General features: G+C 66.1%; 14 protein-coding genes. 6 read left to right on the top strand and 8 right to left on the bottom strand.

Features of this window, described 5'->3' with window-relative positions; translation table 11 throughout:
- Positions 1–2: 2 nt before the first annotated feature.
- The 6 genes from N2K99_RS05040 to N2K99_RS05015 all read right to left on the bottom strand — a co-directional run bounded on the left by N2K99_RS05040 (position 3) and on the right by N2K99_RS05015 (position 10,858).
- Positions 3–980, bottom strand: coding sequence for a MoxR family ATPase (locus N2K99_RS05040; protein WP_227924384.1), 978 nt, complete (start codon positions 978–980; stop codon positions 3–5).
- A gap of 71 nt (positions 981–1,051) precedes the next feature.
- Positions 1,052–7,072, bottom strand: coding sequence for an Ig-like domain-containing protein (locus N2K99_RS05035; RefSeq protein WP_227934063.1), 6,021 nt, complete (start codon positions 7,070–7,072; stop codon positions 1,052–1,054).
- Between the two features lie 236 nt (positions 7,073–7,308).
- Positions 7,309–8,457 carry an adenylate/guanylate cyclase domain-containing protein gene (locus N2K99_RS05030; RefSeq protein ID WP_227934062.1) on the bottom strand — a complete coding sequence of 383 codons (1,149 nt, stop codon included), beginning with the start codon at positions 8,455–8,457 and terminating at the stop codon, positions 7,309–7,311.
- Positions 8,450–9,019: a PH domain-containing protein gene (locus N2K99_RS05025; protein ID WP_227934061.1), complete on the bottom strand. Its 570-nt coding sequence runs from the start codon at positions 9,017–9,019 to the stop codon at positions 8,450–8,452. The genes N2K99_RS05030 and N2K99_RS05025 overlap by 8 nt, the downstream gene beginning before the upstream one ends.
- A gap of 34 nt (positions 9,020–9,053) precedes the next feature.
- Positions 9,054–9,941: a biotin--[acetyl-CoA-carboxylase] ligase gene (locus tag N2K99_RS05020; protein ID WP_227934060.1), complete on the bottom strand. Its 888-nt coding sequence runs from the start codon at positions 9,939–9,941 to the stop codon at positions 9,054–9,056.
- A 59-nt stretch (positions 9,942–10,000) separates the two neighbouring features.
- A complete protein-coding gene (locus N2K99_RS05015) occupies positions 10,001–10,858 on the bottom strand; it encodes an NAD(P)-dependent oxidoreductase (protein WP_227934059.1) in 858 nt (285 codons plus the stop codon).
- 265 nt (positions 10,859–11,123) lie between these two features.
- Here N2K99_RS05015 and N2K99_RS05010 point away from each other — a divergent pair, with 265 nt between their 5' ends.
- From N2K99_RS05010 to N2K99_RS04990, 5 genes are all read left to right on the top strand, one after another.
- On the top strand, positions 11,124–12,713 hold the full coding sequence (locus tag N2K99_RS05010) for an acyl-CoA carboxylase subunit beta (protein ID WP_227924383.1): 1,590 nt from the start codon (positions 11,124–11,126) through the stop codon (positions 12,711–12,713).
- The gene (locus N2K99_RS05005) at positions 12,710–12,943 is read left to right on the top strand and encodes an acyl-CoA carboxylase epsilon subunit (protein ID WP_227934058.1); all 234 of its coding nucleotides are present in this window, start codon (positions 12,710–12,712) and stop codon (positions 12,941–12,943) included. Before N2K99_RS05010 ends, N2K99_RS05005 begins: the two co-directional genes overlap by 4 nt.
- Positions 12,944–12,987: 44 nt before the next feature.
- On the top strand, positions 12,988–14,718 hold the full coding sequence (locus N2K99_RS05000) for a DUF885 domain-containing protein (RefSeq protein WP_227934057.1): 1,731 nt from the start codon (positions 12,988–12,990) through the stop codon (positions 14,716–14,718).
- Between the two features lie 172 nt (positions 14,719–14,890).
- On the top strand, positions 14,891–16,285 hold the full coding sequence (locus tag N2K99_RS04995) for a dicarboxylate/amino acid:cation symporter (protein ID WP_227934056.1): 1,395 nt from the start codon (positions 14,891–14,893) through the stop codon (positions 16,283–16,285).
- A gap of 94 nt (positions 16,286–16,379) precedes the next feature.
- Positions 16,380–17,015: a nucleoside triphosphate pyrophosphatase gene (locus tag N2K99_RS04990; protein ID WP_227934055.1), complete on the top strand. Its 636-nt coding sequence runs from the start codon at positions 16,380–16,382 to the stop codon at positions 17,013–17,015.
- 49 nt (positions 17,016–17,064) lie between these two features.
- Here N2K99_RS04990 and N2K99_RS04985 read toward each other — a convergent pair whose 3' ends face one another.
- Positions 17,065–18,027, bottom strand: a complete 963-nt coding sequence (locus N2K99_RS04985) for an endonuclease domain-containing protein (RefSeq protein WP_227934054.1) — start codon at positions 18,025–18,027, stop codon at positions 17,065–17,067.
- A 278-nt stretch (positions 18,028–18,305) separates the two neighbouring features.
- On the opposite strand from N2K99_RS04985, the gene N2K99_RS04980 reads away from it, so the two are divergent.
- On the top strand, positions 18,306–20,111 hold the full coding sequence (locus N2K99_RS04980) for a biotin carboxylase N-terminal domain-containing protein (protein WP_227934053.1): 1,806 nt from the start codon (positions 18,306–18,308) through the stop codon (positions 20,109–20,111).
- Positions 20,112–20,219: 108 nt separating this feature from the next.
- On the opposite strand, the gene N2K99_RS04975 is transcribed toward N2K99_RS04980, so the two are convergent.
- On the bottom strand, positions 20,220–21,647 hold the full coding sequence (locus N2K99_RS04975) for an MFS transporter (protein ID WP_227924344.1): 1,428 nt from the start codon (positions 21,645–21,647) through the stop codon (positions 20,220–20,222).
- Between the last annotated feature and the right edge of the window lie 110 nt (positions 21,648–21,757).

The following is a 21,757-nucleotide window of genomic DNA, read 5'->3' as shown; positions in this document are numbered from 1 at the left end:
CCCTAGGCCTGCGCCTGGGCCCGCTGCTGGGGTGCAGCCACGTCGGCAAGCACTGACAGCAGGACGGCTTCAGGGCTGGCTCCGGCAAACTCGGCTTCCGGGTCCATCACCAGCCGGTGGGTCCAGACCGCCGGCGCCAGTGCCTTGACGTCGTCGGGCAGGACATAGTTCCGGCCCTCGGAGGCTGCCCGGATCTTCGCGACCCGAACCATCGCCAGGGCCCCGCGGACGCTGACGCCAAGCCGTGTTTCGGTTGCGGTACGGGTGGCTGACACGAGGTGTGAGATGTACTCCAGCACTGCGGGTTCCACGTGCACCGTGGTGCCCAGCTCGGCCATGTCCCGGACCGCCGTCGTCGTGATCACCGGGGTGAGGGCCGCCGAGCGGTCTCGGGTGGAGGAACCGGAGAGCAGTTCCAGGGTTGCCTCGTGGTCCGGGTAGCCGATGGAGGTCTTGATGAGGAAGCGGTCCAGCTGGGCTTCGGGAAGCCGGTAGGTGCCCGCCTGCTCGATCGGGTTCTGGGTGGCGATCACCATGAACGGACGGTCCTGGGTGTACGTCTCCCCGTCCACGGTGACCCGGGATTCCTCCATCACCTCCAGCAACGCTGACTGCGTCTTGGGAGACGCGCGGTTGATTTCATCCGCAAGCACGATGTTCGCGAAGATGGGCCCGCGGTGGAATTCGAACAGCTGCTGCTTCTGGTCGTAGATGGTGATGCCGGTGACGTCGGAAGGCAGCAGGTCCGGGGTGAACTGGATGCGGGAGTTGGATCCCTGCACCGTGGCGGCCAGCGCGCGGGCCAGCATGGTCTTGCCGGTTCCGGGGGCATCTTCAAGCAGCACGTGGCCTTCAGCCAGCATCGCGGTCAATACCAGCCGGACAACGTCCTTCTTACCCAGCACCGCTTCACCGACGTTCGCCGTGAGCCGTTCAAACGTCTCCGCGAACCAGGCTGCCTGCTCTTCGGTCATTGCCATCGTAGTCATTTCTCCAGTTGTTGTTCTCGGGCCGGTGTTCGGCGGGGTGGTGTTCGGCGGGTGCAGCAAGGTCAGTTATCGCCTTCGCTGCACATGGGCAGTACGGCTGGATTGGGCCCGGACACGTAGGTAACGTCGTTGGCATTCAGGTACCTCATCCCGTAGAAGCCGCCTTTGGGAATGTAAAGCCAGGTGTCCTTGTCCCCGATCCATTTACAGGTGGCCTCTACCGTCGTGTCGATTGCCGGAGCGCCGGTGACGCAGTACTCGCCCACGGGTTTCACCGGCCCCAGCGGGTGGCTCCAGCACGTCAGCTTGTTCACCGTGCCGGAGAACGGGATACCCGTCTTGTACGTCTTCTCCACCGGCTCGCTCTTGGTACCCAGGGAGTTCACCGAGTAGGCCCGCACCGTAACGGTCTGGTTCAGCCCGTTACCCAGCTCAAGCTGGCCGGAAAGGCCGTATGCGGGGGTGTACGGCTCGTCATTAACCTGGATCCAGACCTCGCGGGTGTCGTGGACGCTGGGGTCCGGCGGCTGCCAGGTGGCAACCGCATGGATGTTTTTGGGATTACCGTCGGTCCCGCCGAGAACGGGTTTCCCCGCCGCACCGTAGGGTTTCACCTCTGCCGCCGCGGCGCTTTGCGGACTCTCATACCTGGCTCCGTCAAAGCTGACGGAGGCCGTGAGCGAGGCCGTGATGGCATTACCGTTGGTGAAGCCGGTCAGGACCTGGTTGTTCTTCACCGGGACGGTAGTGCCGTTGCTGAAGTACGCGTAGTAGACAATCTCGCCCGCCTTGGCACCGTTCCGCTGCTCTTTGCTGAGCTCGCTGAAGGTTATCTTTACCGCTCCGCCGGCCTTGTCCGTGTTCTCGGCAACCAGCGTGGGAGGCTGCGGGGGCTCCGGATTACCCCGTGCCCGCCGCGGCGCCGACATGGGTCCGGTTTCGCCCCAGCCGGAACGGTTGTGGGCACGCACTGCATAGGAGTAATCCTCTTCCGAGTTGGACACCGTGATGGTGGTGCCCGTCTCGGCCGTGCCGGGGAAGCTTCCCACCTGGGCGCCGTTCTGGAAGACCAGCACCTCATATTTGTCGATCGGAGCACCGTTGTTCGGTGCTGCCTCCCAGCCGATTTTGAGCTGGGATTCGGTGCCCACCGGCTGGGCGGTAATAGTGTTCGGTATCCCCGGGGCACCCGGCAGCCCGTTGGGGGTTTCCGGGACGGAATACTCGCTCCACTCCGACGGGTCGGGGGCCAGATTGCGCGCCTGGATGCGGACGCGGTAGCTGGTCCCGTTCTCGAGGGAACCCCACGTGATCGAGCCCCCTGCCGCCGGAGCGGACTTCTGCGAGACCCCGTTGGGCGGCGCCGGGGAAATCTGGAGGTCGTAACCGGTGATTGGTGAGCCCTCGTTGGGCGGCGCCACCCAGTTCACCGTAAGCTCCTTGTCGCCGTAGACCAGGCCGGGCGGTGCCGGGCGGCCCGGCTGCGTGTCGGGCCTGGCAACTGCAGAGGTGGGCGAGGGCGCAGAGGTGCCGTTCGCGTTGGTCGCCGTGACCCGGAAGACGTACTCCACGTTGTTGGTCAGCCCGGTCAAGGTGCAGGTGGTGGCCGGGCAGGCCTGGCTGAAACCGTTTGCCGCTGTCACGGTGTACCCGGTAATGGGTGACCCGTTGGCCGCCGGCGGATTCCAGGCCAGCACCACGGTCCGGCTGCGGGTGGACTCAATCACCGGTGTGGAGGGCGCCGCAGGTTTTCCCTGTACTGTCAGCCGAATCTGGCCGACGGCGTTACGCCCGGGTTCGCCGGTCCGGTCCCTGATCGTGTAGCTGACGGTCATGTTGCCCACGAAGTCGGCCCCCGGCGTGACCACGACGGAGTCCCCCTGGCGGACAGCGGTTCCGTTTCCGTCCGCTGCCACGTCGACCAGTTCGAGCGGCTTGTCCTCGAAGGGATTGACATCGTTGGCCAGGACCGGAACCGTGACGGCACGGCCCTGGACCGCATCCGGAACAATGTCGTCGTTGGCGACGGGAAGTGGGCGGTTCGAGGCCAGGACGATGAGGTCCACCCGCCCGATGACCAGGTCCCCGCGGCCGTCCGTCACCGACACCGAGAGCTCACCCAGTGTGCCGACGGCGGCGTCATCGCGTGCGCTTACCTCAAGGAGGCTTCCGTCCAGCTTGGCGTCGAAGCCCAGCGGCACCGATCCTTCCAGACTGAACCGGAGCCGGCCGGCGTCCTCCGGGTTCGGGTCGGAGGCCAGGGAAGCCAGGTCCAGCACGGACGGGGCTTCCCCCTTTGCGGTTTCCAGGGAGCCCGAGCTGATGGTGGGCGGGAAATTCTGGGCCGGCAGCGGAATAACGTTCACCAACACGGTCAAGGTGGCCTTCAAACCCTCCGGATCCTCCGCGCTCACGCCGTCGGTTACCTCGAAGGTGACCGAACCGAGCCCCGAATAATCCGGATGGGGCGCATATCGAAGAACCGTCGGACTGATGATCCGCACCCCGCCGTCCTTCGTACCGATGGCCTTGATGCGTTCGGCTGTGGTGACGCGCGGAGTATGCCCGTCCCGCACGGTCACCAGACTCTTGAGGTTAAGGTCCAGGGTGCTTCCGGCGCGCACTTCCAGCGGCTCGCCCTGCCGCAGCATGGGATATTGGGTGCCCAGGCCGGGGACCCAGATGATGGCGCTGGATGTTCCGCCGTCCTGGTCCACCGCCGTGTACGGGACAATCTGTGCCTCTGTCGCCAAGTCGACCCGGACCACGCCGTCGCCGGAGACGGACGCACCCGGATGGTCGCCGAGGATCCGCACCTCCATCTCCGTGGCAAGCCCGTCAGGATCCTCGTCGTTTTCCAGTACGGGAACTTCCACGAAGCTCTGGTTCCGGATCTCGCTGACATCCACCAGATCATCGCGCGAGAGCGGCGGCAGCAGCGGGGCATTCTCGTCCGACGTCACCGTCACGTTGCCGGTTGTCGACGCCCCGCGGTTGTCCTTGAGTCCATAGCTGATGCTGTAAACCCCCGGTGTCTCCGGGGCGGAGAACAGCAGCCTCGGCGGATCTCCGCGGGTTTCCAGTGCCGGATCACTGCTTGTTATAGCCCCTACGTTAAGGGAAACCGGGTCCCCGTCAGGATCCGAATCGTTTCGAAGCACGGACATGGCATGGGCGCGGCCCGGCCGCAGCGCCACCACGTCATCAACGGCCACCGGTCTCTGGTTGGCCTCTGCCGCCGGGGCGATACCCACCTGCACCGTGCCGGTGTTCTCCAGGCCCAGACGGTCACGCACCGTATAGGTGAAGGTGTCCGTTCCGGCCGACTGGGCAAGGGCCGTGTAATCGATGTAGTTGGGACCCGCGAGCGCCGCTCCCAGGGTCGGCGCGGAACCAATACCGTTCAGGACCACGGAATCGCCGTCCGAGTCCAACCCGTCCAGCGGAATCGGGATGCGCACCGTGGCGCCGGCGACCACCCGCCCCTCCACGTTCTGCGGAATGGGGGGTGTGTTTTTCTCGTCGTCGCGGGGTCGGATGTTGATGCGGACCTGGGCCGAGTTCTTCTGCCCGGACTCGTCTGAGACTTCATAGATGGCGTACACGGTCTTCGCAGTCGGGCCCGCCACGAAACGCAGCTTGTCCTCCGATACGAACATCTGTCCGTCTGCCGGCTCCACCGACTGCGGAAGCACCGGGTTCAGCGTCAGCTTCTCTCCCACCGGCGAGGAATCATTGTCCAGCACCGGGATGGTCACCACGTCCCCTACCCGGACCACCGCTTCGTCGGGACCGGTGACGGGGGGCAGCACCGTTTCAGGCCGGTCAACCGGGATGACGTTGACTTCACCCGTTGCCGTGGATGTTCCGTTCGAGACGGCATATTCGATCGTCATCTGCCGGTTCAACCCCCGCACATCATGGATCTGCAGAAGGTTGCGGTCCAGGACAGCCACGTTCACGGGCGATTCGAGTGCAGAGGTAACGGACTGGACAACCAGCAGGCCGCCGGCCGGGTCCGTATCATTGCCAAGCACGTCCACAAGCACGCTGCCGCCGCTGGGAAGCAGGGCGACGTCGCGCACGGCCACCGGGGCTCCCTGCCGGCCGGCAGGCTGTGCATCAACGCGGATCAGGCCGCTGGCGCTCTGCGGACCGTTCGTGACCAGGTACTCGATGTAGTAAGTCCCCGCCTCCGTGGGCAGGAATCCAATGGAACCCGTTTGATAATCCGGCGTCAGTGCCAGGCCGTTCTCCCCCTCCGCCTTGGCCAGCGAAAGCTGGCCGCCCGCCGGGTCCAGGTCATTCTTCAACGGGAACATCTGGATGTGCTGGTCCACCGTGGCGGTGAAGTGGTCGAAGTTCACCACGGGAGGCAGGACGCCGGTGGGGCGGACGTCGAACGTCACGATGCCTTCCACCTCGTCAGTGCCGTCCGAAACGGTGATCGGCACTTCCTTGATCCCCTGGGTCTTGCCGACGTCCCTGAAATCCAGCAAACCGTCCGAGTTCGGATGGACCTGGTCTCCGTCTTCCGTCATTTGGGCATCGGTCAGGACCAGGTCATCTCCGTCAGCATCTTTCCAGTCGTTGAGGATGTTCTGGCTGACCGATTTCCCCTGTTCCAGCAGGATCTTTGTGCTGCGGCGCGGCTCAGGCGGGGTGTTGGTTCCCGTGCCGGGCACCGAGACCGTCACCGTGGCCGTGTCCGTGCCGCCCCGGCCGTCAGCGATCTCGTAGGTGAAGCTGCCGGTTCCAGCCGGTGTGCCGGAGGGAATCACAATCTGCAGGGCGGCACCGTTGTAGATGGGCTGTACCGAACCGACCAGGGGCTGGCCGCCGACCACCGAAGCGGTCAGGAGGTCCCCGTCCGGGTCGCTGTCATTGTCCAGCACCTGGAGGATGGTGGTGCGCCCGGCCCGGGCACCGACCTGGTCGTCGGCGGCTGAAGGGGGACGGTTTTCCGTGGTGCGGTCAGGCAGGGTGTTCACCGGGTTTTCGCTGGCGGACTCTTCCTCGTCGTCGCTCGAATCCTGCTGGGGCGGAATGATGTCTCCCCAGTTATCCACCAGCTGCATGTTTTCGAGCACCAGCCAGACGTCACCGCCGTTGACATCGTTGAGTACCACCACGTCCCGGTTGACCCGGAACACCAGTTCGGAGGATGCGGTGAGGTCGGGGATGTCTTCGCGGGCGTCCTCGGCATCGTTGCCGCAGTTCCGCACGTGGGTTCCGGCTCCCGCCCAGGCTGCGTAGACGCAGTCCCCCAGCTTCACCGGTGCGGCGGCCCCGCCCCCGGCGTCGATGTCCGTGACTTCCGGGTCCCCGCCGTCGAGCGGCTGCAGGATAAGTGCCTTCTCCGTGGCTATGGCCACGAAATCGCTCGCCGGCCCGCTCTGCTGGAGTTTGGCGTTCTTGGAGTCAGGAATGCCGACCGTGTCACCGTTGGGAAGCAGCAGCGTCTCGGTCTCCGTGTTCAGGACCACGGCCTGATTTCCGACGGCGGCGATCTGCGCATCCTTGAAGTCCTTCAGCGCCGGAGCCTCCTGCTCCTCGGGTTCGCCGTAGCCGCCGTCTTCATCCTTCTCGAAGGTGTAGAGCATGCCGTCTTCCGGTGCTGCAACCACCACGTGGTCACCGGCGGATACCGCGGCAAGTACCCCGGGGTTCCCTTCCAGCACGGGCTCGGTTTCCCCGTCGCTGAAGAAGCCCATCTCGCTGACAGGGGTAATCCAGACCCTGCCCTGTGCCGGGTCGGTGACCGCCACGGTCTCGGTCCCGAAAGAGAAAGCGGCCGTACCGGGAAGCTGGACTTCCGCACCGCGGACAACGTTGGCCACGTCCACGGGGCTGATCTTGGACTGGTCGGTGTTGAGGTTGAAGACGGTGCCGGCGTTCTGCAGGACGTCAAAATTGTCGCTGTTGGCGGTGTAGCCGCCGTCCAGGAGCTTGGAGGGGTAGTTCAGGTGGCCGACCATGCCCTGGGTCCGGTTGGTGACCCAGACGCCGCCGTCGTTCAGGTCCACATCGGCACTGGCGAAGCCGGGGTAAAGCAGCGCCCCGGTGACCAGCGCCGTGGTCACGGCGACAGCCGACCCTGCCGAGACTGCCTTCCGCCGCCTACGGCTGAGCAGACGTGCTTTTCCCCCGAGCACTGCCACGATGTTTCCCCCTGGTTATGAACCTGCACCGGAACCGTGCATCCACCGGGGACAACGCGGCGGGCACAGCAGTTCCACCGCATAGTGTTGCACAAATCTCAGGAGCGGGTGAGTCATCTCACCCGCAGGCCGGAAAGGCTGAGGGGCCGAAGGCGCCGCTAGTCCAGTACGAGGCCGGACCCGGTCCCCCGGGCCAGGGTCACCGGATGGATTTCGCCGAACCCGCGCACATTGCGCGGCTGGTGCGGGATGAGCACGAACTTGGGGTTGTCCTTCAGCGCCGCAGCGGTGGAGGCGTCGGTAAGGACCGTGCCGGGTTCGGCCAGGGAGGTGAGCCGGGAAGCCAGGTTGACCGTGGGTCCGTAGATATCGCCCAGCCGGGAAAGCACCCTGCCCCAGACCAGGGACACCCTGGCAGAGGGCAGCAGATCGTCCTCGGTAAACGCCTTCGCCAGCGCCAGTGAAATCTCCGCCCCGGCCTCCGGTGTCTCGGCATTGAAAAGAACCTCGTCACCGATGGTCTTCACCAGCCGCCCGCCGCCCACCGAAATGATCTCCGCGCACTTGTGCTCGAAACGCTGCACCATCTGGGCCAGGGTCTTCTCGTTCATCTGCCGGGAAAGGCTGGTGTAGGAGACGAGGTCGGCAAAACCAACCGCGCGCGCCAGCGGCAGCGGCGCGTCGTCGGAGGCGGCGTCGTCGTGGCTGGCCAGGCCTGCCTCCGCACGCAGGGCCAGGCGCTGGATGGCCGCGTTGAGCTGGCGTTTCCAGGCGTAGACGAGGGTCTTTTCGAGCGGCTCGATGAGATCGGGAAGTGCCTCGACGAGCCGCTTGCGGGCCTCGGCGTCGGTGATGCCGCGGCGGACCACCATTTCCTCCACCAGCGCTTCGACCTGCCAGACCACCATCCGGTCCGTCATCTGGCCGATGGACCGCATGATGGAGATGGCTGCTTCCTCGGTGAGCTGCTCGTCGCGCACCAGTTCGATCACTGTGCTCAGGGCCTCGCGGTCCTGTTCGGTGAAGAAAACGGCGTCGTCGTCGAGGTTGGGGAAACCCATGGCCCGCCAGAGCTTGCGGGCTGAAAGCAGGGACACGCCCGCTTCGGCGGCGGCTTCGCGGCGGCGAAGCGTACGCGGTCCGCCGAGCAGCTGCGCCTCAAGCTTGCGCACATCCTCCCGGTCAATCTCGGTGCCGGTACTGGCAAGGGAGTAGTCGGGCCGAGGTACCGGAACGGGCTGCACGGGCGGGGTCATGGGTTCGGGGTGGCTCGCGGGACCGAGCTCGCCGTGGCCGGTATCAGTCATCGTCCCTCCCTTCGTAGTCGTATTCCCCATCTGTTTCCATATCTACACCATCAAACATGGCAGTCAGCGGCAGCTGACCGATGGCGGAGACCACCATGGAGCGGAAACGGTGCACTTCCGGCACCGCCGGATACTGCATAATCCGCCCGTGTCCCAGGTCGAGGATGAGGGTCCCGCTGCGCTGCATCCGGTCCGTCACGGACTGCCGGATTTCCAGCTGGTAGATGGCGGCAAGGGCAATCTCGTGCTCGCGGCGCATCAGCACTCCCTGCCGTTGGATCAGCCTCCGGTCGGTGAGGATGATGCGCCCGGCCAGCCAGCGCAGCACGGGCGGAACGGTGTAGCGGGCCAGCAGCAGCACGGCCAGCGCCACTACCGCCGGCTGCAGGTAGGGGCTGAATTCGGCCAGCTGGCCGGGCAGCGTGTCCCGTCCCAGCCATCCCAAGGCGTAACCGGCCAGGGCTCCGGTGATTCCGGCGAGCACCAGCGGTTTCCACAGGGAACGGGCGTGCGGGCGGCCGGCGGCGATGATCTGCTCGCCGGGAGAGAGCTTCAGGCGCACGGGTCGCCTCCCGGCAGGCGGGTGGGTTCGGCCCTCACGGCTGCTCGGGGCGCAGGTGTACGACGTCGGCGGCGCTGACGGTATGCGTGGCGCCGGCGTCGTCGACAATGACCAGGGCACCCGTGGGCGCCAGGGCAACGGCACGGCCGGTAAGGACGTTTCCGCCGGGCAGCTGCGCGCTCACGCCCCGGCCCAGGGTGCCCAGGCGTGCCGACACCTCGTCCCGCAGTGCCTTCCGGGATCCGGCAGGCACTGCCTCCGGGTCGCCGTCCACCGAGCAGAAGGCCCGGTACCGGGCTGCCAACGCCAACAGATAATCCTGCAGGAGGATGTTCCGGTCCGTCGTGGAGGCATATTCCATCAACAGGCTGGTGGCGGTGGGGACGGGCAGGTCCTCGTCCGTGAGGCTCACGTTCAGGCCGACGCCGACCACCACGGCCGGCGGGCCACCGTTGGACGCCGGAACCAACTGGGCCAGCACGCCGGCGAGTTTCCGCCCGTCCACCATGACGTCGTTCGGCCATTTCAGCCGGGCCTCGACGCCGGTGCGCGCGGCCACGCTTTCGGCCATGGCCAGGGCGGCCAGCAGCGACAACCAGCCATAGGAGGTTGTGGGCAGGGGGCGCCCGGACGGGCCCACCGGACGCAGCAGCACGCTGACGAACAGTGATGAACGCTCGGGAGCGACCCAGCTGCGGTCCATCCGGCCGCGGCCTGCCGTCTGCAGTTCAGCGGTCAGGACGGTCAGGTCCGCGACCTCCCAGGGGCGCAGCCGGGCGGCGTCCGCCAGATCCGTATTGGTGGACCCGGTCTCCTCCACCACTTCCAGCGCAGCGAAGGGACCGTTGGGTGCCACCAGTGCCGCCCTCAGGCGGCCGGGGTCCAGGGCCGGTCTTTCCATGCTGGAGTAGTGCAGTTGCATTCTTCCGATCTTACGCGGGCGCCCCGACATTCCCTTCGCGCCCGGTCCTGCAGCGCGGGTTAGAGGAAGAAGTCCGGCATCAGCTTGTCCGCGGGCACTCCGGGGGCGTAGCGGCTGAAATCCGTGACTCCCTCCTCGCGCAGCACCTCTTCGTCGGTGTAGAAGTTGCCGGTGGACTGTCCGCTCGGACGGGTGAGGATGGCATGTGCGGCGTCCGCCATGATGTCCGCGCTGCGGGAGGCCGCGGCGAGCTTGTCCCCTCCGGGCATGTTGCGGATGGCCGCGGTGTTAATCCCGGTCACCGGCCAGAGCGAGTTCACGGACACGCCGTCGTTCTTCAGCTCTTCGGCCAGGCCGAGCGTGGTGAGGGACATGCCGTACTTGGCCATGGTGTACGCCAGGTAACCGCCGGCCCACTTGGGATCCAGGTTCAGGGGCGGGGACAGGGTGAGGATGTGGCCGTTGCCGGAGCGGCGCAGGGCGTCCAGGGAGAACTTGGAAAGCATAAACGTGCCGCGGGTATTGATGTCGGCCATCAGGTCATAGCTCTTCATCGACACGGCGTCGGTGCCGGAAAGGTCGATGGCAGAGGCATTGTTCAGGACAATGTCGATCCCGCCGAACTGCTCGATGGTGGATTCGACGGCGCGGGCAACGTCTTCGTCGCTGCGCACGTCGCCGATGATCGGCAGGGCCTTGCCGCCGGCTGCTTCCAGCTGTTCGGCGGCTGTGTAGACGGTACCTTCCAGCTTCGGGTGCGGCTCCGCCGTTTTGGCGAGTATGGCAATGTTGGCGCCGTCCGCTGCTGCGCGCAGGGCAATGGCGAGGCCGATGCCGCGGCTTCCGCCGGACATCAGGATGGTGCGTCCGGCGAGGGACCTGGACGCCGTATCCGGGGTGCTGTTGGGGATGCTCATAGGCACAGGGTAATGCACCCTCGAGCGATGTTACTAGCCAGTAACAAAAGTGTCTCCGGGGCTTCCCTTCCGGGGACCGGACCAACCGGCAGGAGACGACATTGTAGGTTTTCTACACTCGGTCCCCCTGCTGTGGCTCACTAGACTGGGTAAACCGTTCCGCTTTTTGTGCGGAACCTACTTAACGCCCTGCACTGCCTCTTCCTCGGGATCCCCCGAAGACGCGGCAGCGTCTGAACTGAAGCACCCGGAGGCCCCTTTGAGTATCGACCAGGATCTGTCCCTGCATACGACGGCCGGCAAGATTGCCGAGTTTCGGCGCCGGCAGGCCTCGGCAGCGATGCCCTCGGGGCAGGCGGCAGTGGAAAAGCAGCACGCCCGCGGCAAGCACACCGCCCGCGAGCGGATCGACCTCCTTGTGGACGCCGGTTCCTTCGTGGAGTTCGATGCCCTCGCCGTGCACCGCTCCACCGCTTTCGGCATGGAAAAGAAGAAACCCCTCGGCGACGGACTGGTTTCCGGCTACGCCACCGTCGACGGACGCCCCGTGGCCGTCTACAGCCAGGACTTCAGCGTCTACGGCGGTTCCCTGAGCCAGGTCAACGGCGAGAAGATCGTCAAGGTGCAGGAATTCGCCCTGCGCAACGGCTGCCCGGTGATCGGCATCCTGGACGGCGGCGGAGCCCGCATCCAGGAAGGCGTCGCCTCGCTGGCCATGTTCGCCGATATTTTCCGCAACAATGTCCACGCCTCCGGCGTCGTTCCCCAGATCTCACTGATCATGGGCCCCTCCGCCGGCGGCGCGGCCTACTCCCCCGCGCTCACCGACTACGTGGTGATGGTGGACAAGACCTCGCACATGTTCATCACCGGACCCGACGTCATTAAGACGGTCACGGGTGAAGACGTGGACATGGAAACCCTCGGCGGCGCCCGGCAGCACAATGCCAACACCGGCACCTCCGCCTATCTGGCCTCCGACGAAGAGGACGCCGTCGAGTTCGTCCGCGAACTGCTCGATTTCCTGCCGTCGAACAACCTGGCCGAAGCACCGCTGACCGCGTTTGACCAGGACCCGGAAACCACCGACGCCGACCTGGCCCTGGATGAGCTGATCCCGGACTCCGCGAACCAGCCCTATGACATCCGCACCGTCATCGAAACCGTCCTGGATGACGGGCACTTCCTGGAAATGCAGGCACTGTACGCCCCGAACGTGATCATCGGCTACGGCCGCATGGAGGGCCACACGGTAGGCATCGTGGCCAACCAGCCAATGCAGTTTGCCGGCACCCTGGACATCGCCGCCTCCGAGAAAGCGGCCCGGTTTGTCCGCAACTGCGACGCCTTCAATATCCCGATCCTGACCTTCGTGGACGTGCCGGGCTTCCTGCCGGGCAAGGACCAGGAGTTCCAGGGCATCATCCGCCGCGGCGCCAAGCTGCTCTACGCCTACGCCGAGGCCACGGTTCCCAAGCTGACGGTCATCACCCGCAAGGCCTACGGCGGCGCATACATCGTGATGGGCTCCAAAAAGCTCGGCGCTGACATCAACCTCGCCTGGCCCACTGCGCAGATCGGCGTGATGGGTGCCCAGGGCGCGGTGAACATCCTCTACCGGGCACCGCTCAAGGCAGCGGCCGACGCCGGCGGCGACGTCGAGGACGTCCGGCGCCAATACATTGAGCAATATGAAGACGAGCTGCTCAACCCCTATCAGGCGGCCGAGCTCGGTTACGTGGACGCCGTCATCGCTCCTTCGGACACCCGCCTGCAGCTGATCCGGGGCCTGCGTGCGCTGCGGGACAAGCGTGCGTCCCTGCCCGCCAAGAAGCACGGGAACATGCCGCTGTGAGTATCGACGGCAGTGCCCCGGAACCGGCTCCGGAGCCGCTCTTTTCCGTGGTTTCCGGCTCCCCGACGGACGAGGAACTCGCGGCCCTGGCCGCCGTCGTCGCCGGGCTGGGAGCGCAGGCTGCACCCCTGCCTCCCGCACGCCCGGCCCACCGCGCGTGGGCACGGCGGCGGAACCTGCGCCTGGACCCGAAGCCCGGGCCGGGGTCCTGGCGGCGGAGTTTCCGCTAGGCCCAATGAGGGCCTCGGGGCCGGTGTGCGGTTAGGCTACCTTTGTGACCCAACAGACACCTTCCTCCGCGCCCGTGTCCGCCACTGCCAGCAGTGCCCCGGTGCGCCAGCCCACCGCTATCGACGCCGTTGCCGATGCCTTCACCGCCACGCTCCTGCAGCTGGATCCGTCCCTCGCCACGTCCCTGGGCATCCCGGGCCGGGAAACCGAATACGGCGATTACTCGCCGGCCGGCCTGGAGTCCTATGCCGAAGCAGTCCGGGAGACGCTCAGCCGGCTGGACGGACTTGAGCCCGCGGACGACGTCGACCGCGTGACCCTTGACGCCATGCACGAACGCCTCGGCCTGGACCTCGAAATCCACGAGTCGGGCTGGGACCTTGCGGAGCTGAACAACATTGCTTCCCCCGCGCAGGGGATCCGGAGCATCTTCGACCTGATGCCGACGGATACCGAAGAGCAGTGGCACCACATTGCCGGACGTTTGAACAACGTGGACGACGCCGTCGCCGGCTACATCACCAGCCTGCGCAGCGGCATCGGACACGGCCGGGTGGCCGCCCGCCGGCAGGTAAAGATCGTGGTGGAGCAGGCTTCCGCGTATGCAGAGGACGGCGGGTTCTTTGACGCCCTCGCCGCCAATGCCGCCCTGTCCGGCGGCGGAGAGCTGCCCGACGCGCTCCGCGCGGACCTGCAGGCCGGAGCCGAATCCGCCCGCCGGGCCTATGCCAACCTCGCATCCTTCCTGGAGGAGGAGCTGCGTCCGGCTGCGCCCGCCGCAGATGCCGTGGGCCGGGAGCGCTACGCCCTGATGTCCCGCCAGTTCCTCGGATCCGCCGTGGACCTGGAGGAGACCTACCAGTGGGGTGTGGAGGAACTGGACCGCATCATCGCCGAGCAGGAAGCCGTAGCCGAGCAGATCCGGCCCGGCGCCACCGTGGTGGAAGCCATGCGCATCCTTGATGAGGATCCGGCACGCCAGCTGCACGGAACGGACGAGCTGCAGGCCTGGATGCAGGACCTCGCCGACCGTGCCGTCGAAGACCTCGCCGGATCCCACTTCGAGATCACCGAACCGATGCGGCGGATCGAGTGCATGATTGCTCCCACCCAGGAGGGCGGGATCTACTACACCGGCCCCAGCGACGATTTCTCCCGTCCGGGCCGCATGTGGTGGTCCGTGCCGGCCGGCGAGGACACCTTCACCACCTGGCAGGAAACCACCACGGTCTACCACGAGGGCGTTCCGGGCCACCACCTGCAGATTGCGACGGCAACGGCATCCCGCGGACTGCTCAACGACTGGCGGCGCAACATCTGCTGGGTTTCCGGCCACGGTGAGGGCTGGGCGCTCTACGCCGAAAGGCTCATGGAGCAGCTGGGCTACCTCAGCGACCCGGGCGACCGGATGGGAATGCTGGACGCGCAGCGGATGCGTGCCGCCCGCGTGGTCTTCGACATCGGCGTCCACCTGGAACTGGAAATCCCGGAACGGTGGGGCGAAGGCACCTGGACCGCCGACAAGGGCTACGCGTTCCTGAAGGAAAACATGTCGATCAGCGAAGGGCAGCTCAACTTCGAGTTCACCCGCTACCTGGGCTGGCCGGGACAGGCCCCTTCCTACAAGCTGGGCCAGCGGCTCTGGGAACAGATCCGCGACGAGGTCCGCAGCCGTGAGGCCGATGCCTTCGATGAGAAGGCTTTCCACACCCGGGCGCTGCAGCTCGGCTCCGTGGGACTCGACACGCTGCGGCGGGCCCTGCTGGGCGAGTAAGCGCCTGCGATCTTAGTCACAGTGGCCCGGGAAATATTCCGGGCCACTGCGATGAAGCCCCGCAACGGTGCGGATCTGACGGTCACCAGGTGAGCCCTGCAACTTTTTCCTTACGTCATATTTCGCAACTTGGAGGCGGTTCTGGTAATGACGCACCGCTAGAGTCTTTCCCGTGACCTCACAGACCTCCTCCCCTGAATCCACCGCCCGGCGGCTGCCCAAATGGGCAACGTCCTTCGGACCGCAGATCATCGCCGCCCTTATTGTTGGCCTGGCGCTGGGCCTGCTGGCCAAGTCAATGGGCACCGTTGACGATGAGCCGAACTGGCTCACCACCACGCTGGACACCATCGGCACGAGCTACGTATCGCTGCTGAAGGCCGCCGTTGTCCCCCTGATCTTCACCGCCGTGGTCAGCTCCATTGCCAACCTCCGGGCCGTTTCCAACGCCGCCCGGCTGGCCTGGCAGACGCTGCTCTGGTTCGCCATTACGGCACTCATCAGCGTGGTCATCGGTATCCTGCTCGGCTTCTTCCTGCAGCCCGGCAACAACGCCGACGTCAGCCAGGGCGAGGAGTTCAGCGGCAGCCAGGGCAGCTGGGTGGGCTTCCTGACCGGGCTGGTGCCGGCCAACTTCCTGGGACTTGGCGCCAGTTCCAAGGTGGCGGAGTCCGGGGACGTCACCACCAGCGTCAGCTTCAACGTGCTGCAGATCCTCGTGATCGCGATCGCCGTCGGCATCGCCGCCCTCAAGGTGGGCAAGCCCGCCGAAGCGTTCCTGGCCCTGAATGCCTCGGCCCTGGCCGTCATCCAGAAGGTCCTGTGGTGGATCATCCGCCTCGCACCGGTCGGCACGGTCGGCCTCATCGGCACCGCCGTCGCGACCTACGGCTGGGACACCATCGGATCCCTGGGCATGTTCGCCCTCACCGTTTACCTTGGCCTGTTCCTGGTGCTGTTCGGTGTCTACCCGGCGCTGATCAAGGCCCACGGCCTCTCCGTCCGCCAGTGGTTCTCCGGCGCCTGGCCCGCTATCCAGCTGGCCTTCGTCTCCCGCTCCTCGGTGGGTACGCTGCCGCTGACCCAGCGTGTGACCGAGCGTAACCTCGGCGTACCCCGGGCCTACGCCTCCTTCGCCGTACCCCTGGGTGCAACCACCAAGATGGACGGCTGCGCCTCCATCTACCCGGCCGTCTCCGCGATCTTCGTGGCACAGTTCTTCAACGTGGACCTGGAATTCACCCACTACCTGCTGATCGCACTGGTTTCGGTCCTGGGTTCCGCCGCAACCGCCGGCACCACCGGCGCCGTCGTGATGCTCACGCTGACCCTGTCCACCCTCGGCCTGCCGCTTGCCGGCGTCGGCCTGCTGCTGGCCATCGATCCGATCCTGGACATGGGCCGCACCGCAGTGAACGTGGCCGGCCAGACCGTGGTCCCCACCCTCGTGGCCAAGCGCAACGGGCTGCTGGACAGCGGACTGTACAACGCCCGCCGCCAGGGCGATCCCTTCGCGGACGATTCCGAGCAGATCGAGGTTCCCCTGCTCGTTGAGTCCAAGAGCTGATCCTCCCTGGAGTACGACGCCGGGCTGTCCCTTCGGGGGCGGCCCGGCGTTTTTGGTTTCCGGGCCGGTCCGCCCCGGCACTAGGCTTGAACCCGTGACCAACCCCAATCTGAGCCTCATCCTGGCCTCCGCGTCCCCCGCCCGCACCAAACTGCTGACCGATGCCGGCATCGGCCATACCGTCCTCGTCTCCGACGTCGACGAAGACGCCGTCACCGCCCGCTACGGCCTGACCGACCCGCACGATACGGCCCTGCTGCTGGCCCGTGCCAAGGCCGAAGCCGTAGCCTCCCTGCCCGAGGCCGACGGCGCGCTGGTCATCGGCTGCGATTCAGTCTTCGAATTCGACGGCGAGGCACACGGCAAGCCATGGGAGGCCGACGTCGCGCGCGAACGGATCCGCCGCATGAGCGGTTCCTCCGGGGTACTGCACACCGGGCACTGGCTCGTGGACTGCCGCGACACCGACGAGGACGGCTCCGGAGCCACCCTCGGAGCGGTGTCCTCCGCCGAGGTGCACTTCGTGAAGCTTTCCGAGGATGAGATCGACGCCTACATCGCCACGGGTGAGCCGCTCCAGGTGGCCGGTTCCTTCACCATCGATTCCCTGGGCGGGGCGTTCATCGAGCGGGTCGACGGCGACCCGCACGCCGTCGTCGGACTTTCGGTTTCGACGCTGCGCCAGCTCCTCGCCAGCGCCGATGTGCGGATCATCGACCTCTGGAAGTAGCCTCCGTGAGTGTGCAGTAGATGCTGCCTCCCCCTGAGCGAGGCAGCATCTACTGCACACTCGATGGATTTCCCGGCAAGTCCGGAGACCATCCGCCTTTCCGGAGCGCGTGGCGGACTTTCCCGACCACCCAATTGCTCCCCTGCGCCAGATCGAACCGGTTGATCTTGACCTGGTGCCAACCCAGCTCGGCCGTGAGGAGATCCCGCTCGTGGTCCCTGCTCTGCTGGCCGGGACTTAGATGGTGTATCCCCTCGTACTCAATACATGTCCGGTAGCGGCGGCAGCCCAGATCAGTCCACACGGCCGGATGGCCGGTAGCGTCGAATATCGGCGTATTGGGGGTAAATTCCGGCAGTCCCGCCCGGTGCACCAGCAACCGAACCCGTGTCTCGGGCGGAGAATCGACACCCGGCCGCATGAGGGCCATCGCCTCCCTGGCCTTGGTTATTCCCCGGACTCCATTCTTCCCGGCAACGTACCTCTCGAAATCGGCCTGACGGACCAAAGCCGTCCGAGGGATGCCGAAGGACCTCCGTGTCTCGCTGATGATGTGGTCTCCGGCAACTACCAGTTCGTCCACAGTGAGCACAGTGGCCAGATCCAGCCAGGTGCGGTGTACGGCGGTCACCCGGAGGTTCCGGAATGTCCCGAGTTCTTCCGCGCTGAGCACCAGCCGGTGGCCGGTGATTCCGCGGCGCCGCGGAACGGCATGGGCCGGGTCGCGGGAGATATGAATAGTTCCCTCCTGTGCCACCCGTTGCGGAACCACCAGTCCAAGCAACAGGGCCGCGGTCCCGTGACTGATCGCGGCATCCGGAAGCAGTTCCAGATACGGGCGGCACCGCGCAGGCAAGTCGATTCGTGCGGCTGACGGGACGCGAATGGCCCGGGTCGGAGCTGAGAGATCCCCCGCACGCATCCGGGCAACGGTGACGCCCGCTCGGAGCGCAGCCGAAAAAATGAACGGCTCAGCGGCCAAGAGCGGGGGCAGCGGTTTCGGCTTAGTCATATACCCATTACGGGGTGTGCCGGCGCCTCTGGGTTTTTTTCCACAGGCCGTTGTGCAGTTCAGCCGGCCGAATGTGCAGCAGATGCTGCCTGCCTCGGGCTTAACCAGCATCTACTGCACAGTCAGCCCCACCGACGCGCACGCAGCCGGGAACCTCCGGCCTTTTGTAGAATCCCCACAACGAACGGGCGGTTCCCACGCAGAAACAGCACGCATTATGGCCCGAGACCACAAAACCGCGCTAGGCTCCGAACAGATCAAAAGGAGCCAGTGCACCAATGAGCCAGAACATCCCCGCGCCTGCTGCGACCCCCGCCAAGGCACTCACCAAGATCCTCATTGCCAACCGCGGCGAGATTGCGGTCCGCGTCATCCGCGCCGCCCGCGATGAGGGAATTGCCGCCGTTGCGGTCTATGCCGAGCCCGACCGCGACGCCCTGCACGTCCGCCTCGCCGACGAGGCCTTTGCGCTTGGCGGCAACACCGCGGCCGAGTCCTACCTGGACATGGACAAGATCCTCGACGCCGCCGCACGCGCCGGCGCCGACGCCATCCACCCCGGCTACGGTTTCCTCTCCGAGAACGCCGAATTCGCCCAGCGCGTCATCGACGCCGGCCTGACCTGGATCGGCCCCTCCCCCGCCGCCATCTCCTCACTCGGGGATAAGGTCCAGGCCCGGCACATCGCCGCCAAGGTCGGCGCACCACTGGTTCCGGGTACGGCGGATCCGGTCGAGTCGGCCCAGGATGTCCTGGACTTCGCTGACCGGCACGGACTGCCGCTCGCCATCAAGGCGGCTTTCGGCGGCGGCGGCCGCGGCATCAAGGTTGCCCGCACCCGCGAAGAGATTCCCGAAATGTTCGACTCGGCGGTCCGCGAGGCCACAGCTGCCTTCGGCCGGGGTGAGTGCTTCATCGAGCGCTTCCTGGACGCCCCCCGCCACGTGGAAACCCAGTGCCTTGCTGATGCCTACGGCAACGTGGTGGTTATTTCCACGCGCGACTGCTCCCTGCAGCGCCGCAACCAGAAGCTTGTCGAGGAAGCCCCGGCCCCCTTCCTCACCGAAGAACAGAACGCCAGCCTCTACTCGGCGTCGAAGGCCATCCTCAAGGAAGCCGGCTACCAGGGCGCCGGGACCTGCGAATTCCTGGTCGGCAAGGATGGCACCATTTCCTTCCTGGAGGTCAACACGCGGCTGCAGGTTGAGCACCCCGTCTCCGAGGAAGTCACCGGCCTGGACCTGGTCCGCGAGCAGTTCCGCATCGCCCGCGGCGAGGCCCTGGGCTACGGCGACCCGGAAGTGCGCGGCCACTCCTTCGAGTTCCGCATCAACGGCGAAGACCCGGGGCGCAACTTCATGCCCGCCCCCGGTACCGTCTCCGAGTTCAAGCTGCCCACCGGCCCCGGCGTCCGCGTTGATTCGGGCATCGAAGCAGGCGAAACCGTGGGCGGAAACTTCGATTCCATGCTCGCCAAGCTGATCGTCACCGGGGCCACCCGCCGCGAAGCCCTGCAGCGTGCGCGGCGCGCCTTGGCGGAGATCGACGTCGCCGGCCTGCCTACCGTGCTGCCCTTCCACCGCGCCGTCGCTGCGGACCCCGCCTTCACCGGCGAGGACACCTTCGGCGTCCACACGCGCTGGATCGAGACCGAGTTCGTGAACACCATCCCGGCCTGGAGCGGCGAACCCGGAACGGGCGACGACGACGACGAGCGCCGGCGCGTCACCGTTGAAGTAGGCGGCAAGCGGCTCGAGGTTGTGCTCCCGGCCGGCCTTGGCGGCCCCGCAGCCGGCGCTTCCAACGGCACCCGCGGCAACGGCAAGGCCCGCAAGCGTTCCCGGGGCGGTGCCTCCACCGCGGCCGCGGGCGATGACCTGACCTCACCCATGCAGGGAACCATCGTCAAGGTGGCCGTCGAGGACGGAGCAGCGGTTCGCGAGGGTGACCTGGTGGTGGTGCTCGAAGCCATGAAGATGGAACAGCCGCTGACCGCGCACAAGTCCGGCACCATCTCCGGCCTGACCGCCCTGCCCGGCGCGACGGTGTCCGCCGGCGCCGTCATCGCCTCGATCCTGGACTGATCCTGGAGCAACCGGGAGCAACTCCGAGCAACAGCAGCAGCACCGCAAAACGCAGCAGGCCCGGTTCCCTCAGGGGGAACCGGGCCTGCTGCTGTGTGTTTGAAGGGCCTAGGGGACCTTCACGCCCTCACTGGAATTGTTTTCGTAGTCGACGTCGCGGGTTTCCTTGGTCACGAACAGTGCGATCAGCGTCAGCACCGCCATGGAGGACAGGTAGATGCCCACCAGCCACGGGCTTCCGTCCGCGGCCTGCCACAGGGCAACCGCGATGAACGGAGCCACGGCCGCCCCCAGGATGGAGGAGACGTTGTAGGCGATGGCCGAGCCCGTGTAACGCACGTTGGTCGGGAAGAGCTCCGGCAGCAGGGCTCCCATGGGCCCGAACGTCAGGCCCATCAGGGTGAAGCCGATGATCAGCAGCGCCATGACCCCCACGGTTCCGCCGCCCAGCAGCGGCGAGAACGTGAAGCCGAAGAGGAAGATGCCGGCGGTGACAACCAACAGTGTCTTGCGGCGTCCGAACTTCTCCGCCAGCGGACCGGCGACGAGCGTGAAGATCCCGAAGAACACCACGCCGATGATCAGCATGATCAGGAAGTCGTTGCGGGCGTAGCCCAGACCGGCGGCGAAGGTCTCCGGGTCGAAGGCCTTGCCGGCCTTTTCCGCGGCGGCCTGCGCCGCTTCCGCGCTCTTGGCCGCGGTCCCGTAGGACAGCGTGAACGTGGTCATCAGGTAGAACAGCACATACGTCGCCAGCATGATGAAGGTGCCGGCAATCATCTGGCGCCAGCTGTACTTGAAGGCGCGGCTCAGGGGCAGTTTGCTGACCTCGCCCGAATCCACAACCTTCTGGAAGGCCGGCGTCTCAACCAGCTTCAGCCGGACGTACAGGCCGATGATCACCATGACAGCGCTGGCCAGGAACGGCACGCGCCAGCCCCAGGAGTCGAACTGCTCGGCATCCAGCTGGAAGCTCAGCAGCAGGAACAGGCCGTTGGCCAGGATGAACCCGATCGGCGCGCCCAGCTGCGGGAAGGTTCCCCAGACGGCACGCTTGTTGGCCGGAGCGTTCTCGGTCGCGAGCAGCGCCGCTCCCGACCATTCCCCACCCAGGGCCAGGCCCTGGGCAAACCGCAGCACCACCAGCATGGCGGGAGCGAGGATCGTCCAGCCGTTTTCCGCGGTCGGCAGGCAACCGATGAGGAACGTCGCAATCCCCATGGTCAACAGCGATGCCACCAGGGTTCCCTTGCGGCCCACCTTGTCACCGAAGTGCCCGAAGACGATGGAGCCCAGCGGCCGGGCAATGAAAGCCACCCCAAAGACAGCGAACGAGCTCAGCAGGGCCGTGATCCCCTCGGCGTTCGGAAAGAACAACCGGGGGAAGACGAGGACCGCAGCCGTTGCGTATACGTAGAAGTCGTAGAACTCAATGGAGGTGCCGACGAGGCTGGCAACAATCACGCGGCCCTTGGAATTGGCCTTGGCCGGCACCGGCGCCGGCGTGGATGCCGCGGAGGGATTCTTAGTAGACATTGGAACTCTTTCGCAAGAGGAATTGAAGTAACCACATCCTAGGAGCTTCCGTCCGTTATTTGAGATTTGTGTCCGGATAATGGACAAATGTTTCGCGGCGCCGATATCCG

It is taken from the genome of Arthrobacter sp. zg-Y1110 (assembly GCF_025244865.1).
Taxonomy (GTDB): Bacteria; Actinomycetota; Actinomycetes; order Actinomycetales; family Micrococcaceae; genus Arthrobacter_B.
This window is presented reverse-complemented; position numbering and strand designations above follow the sequence as displayed.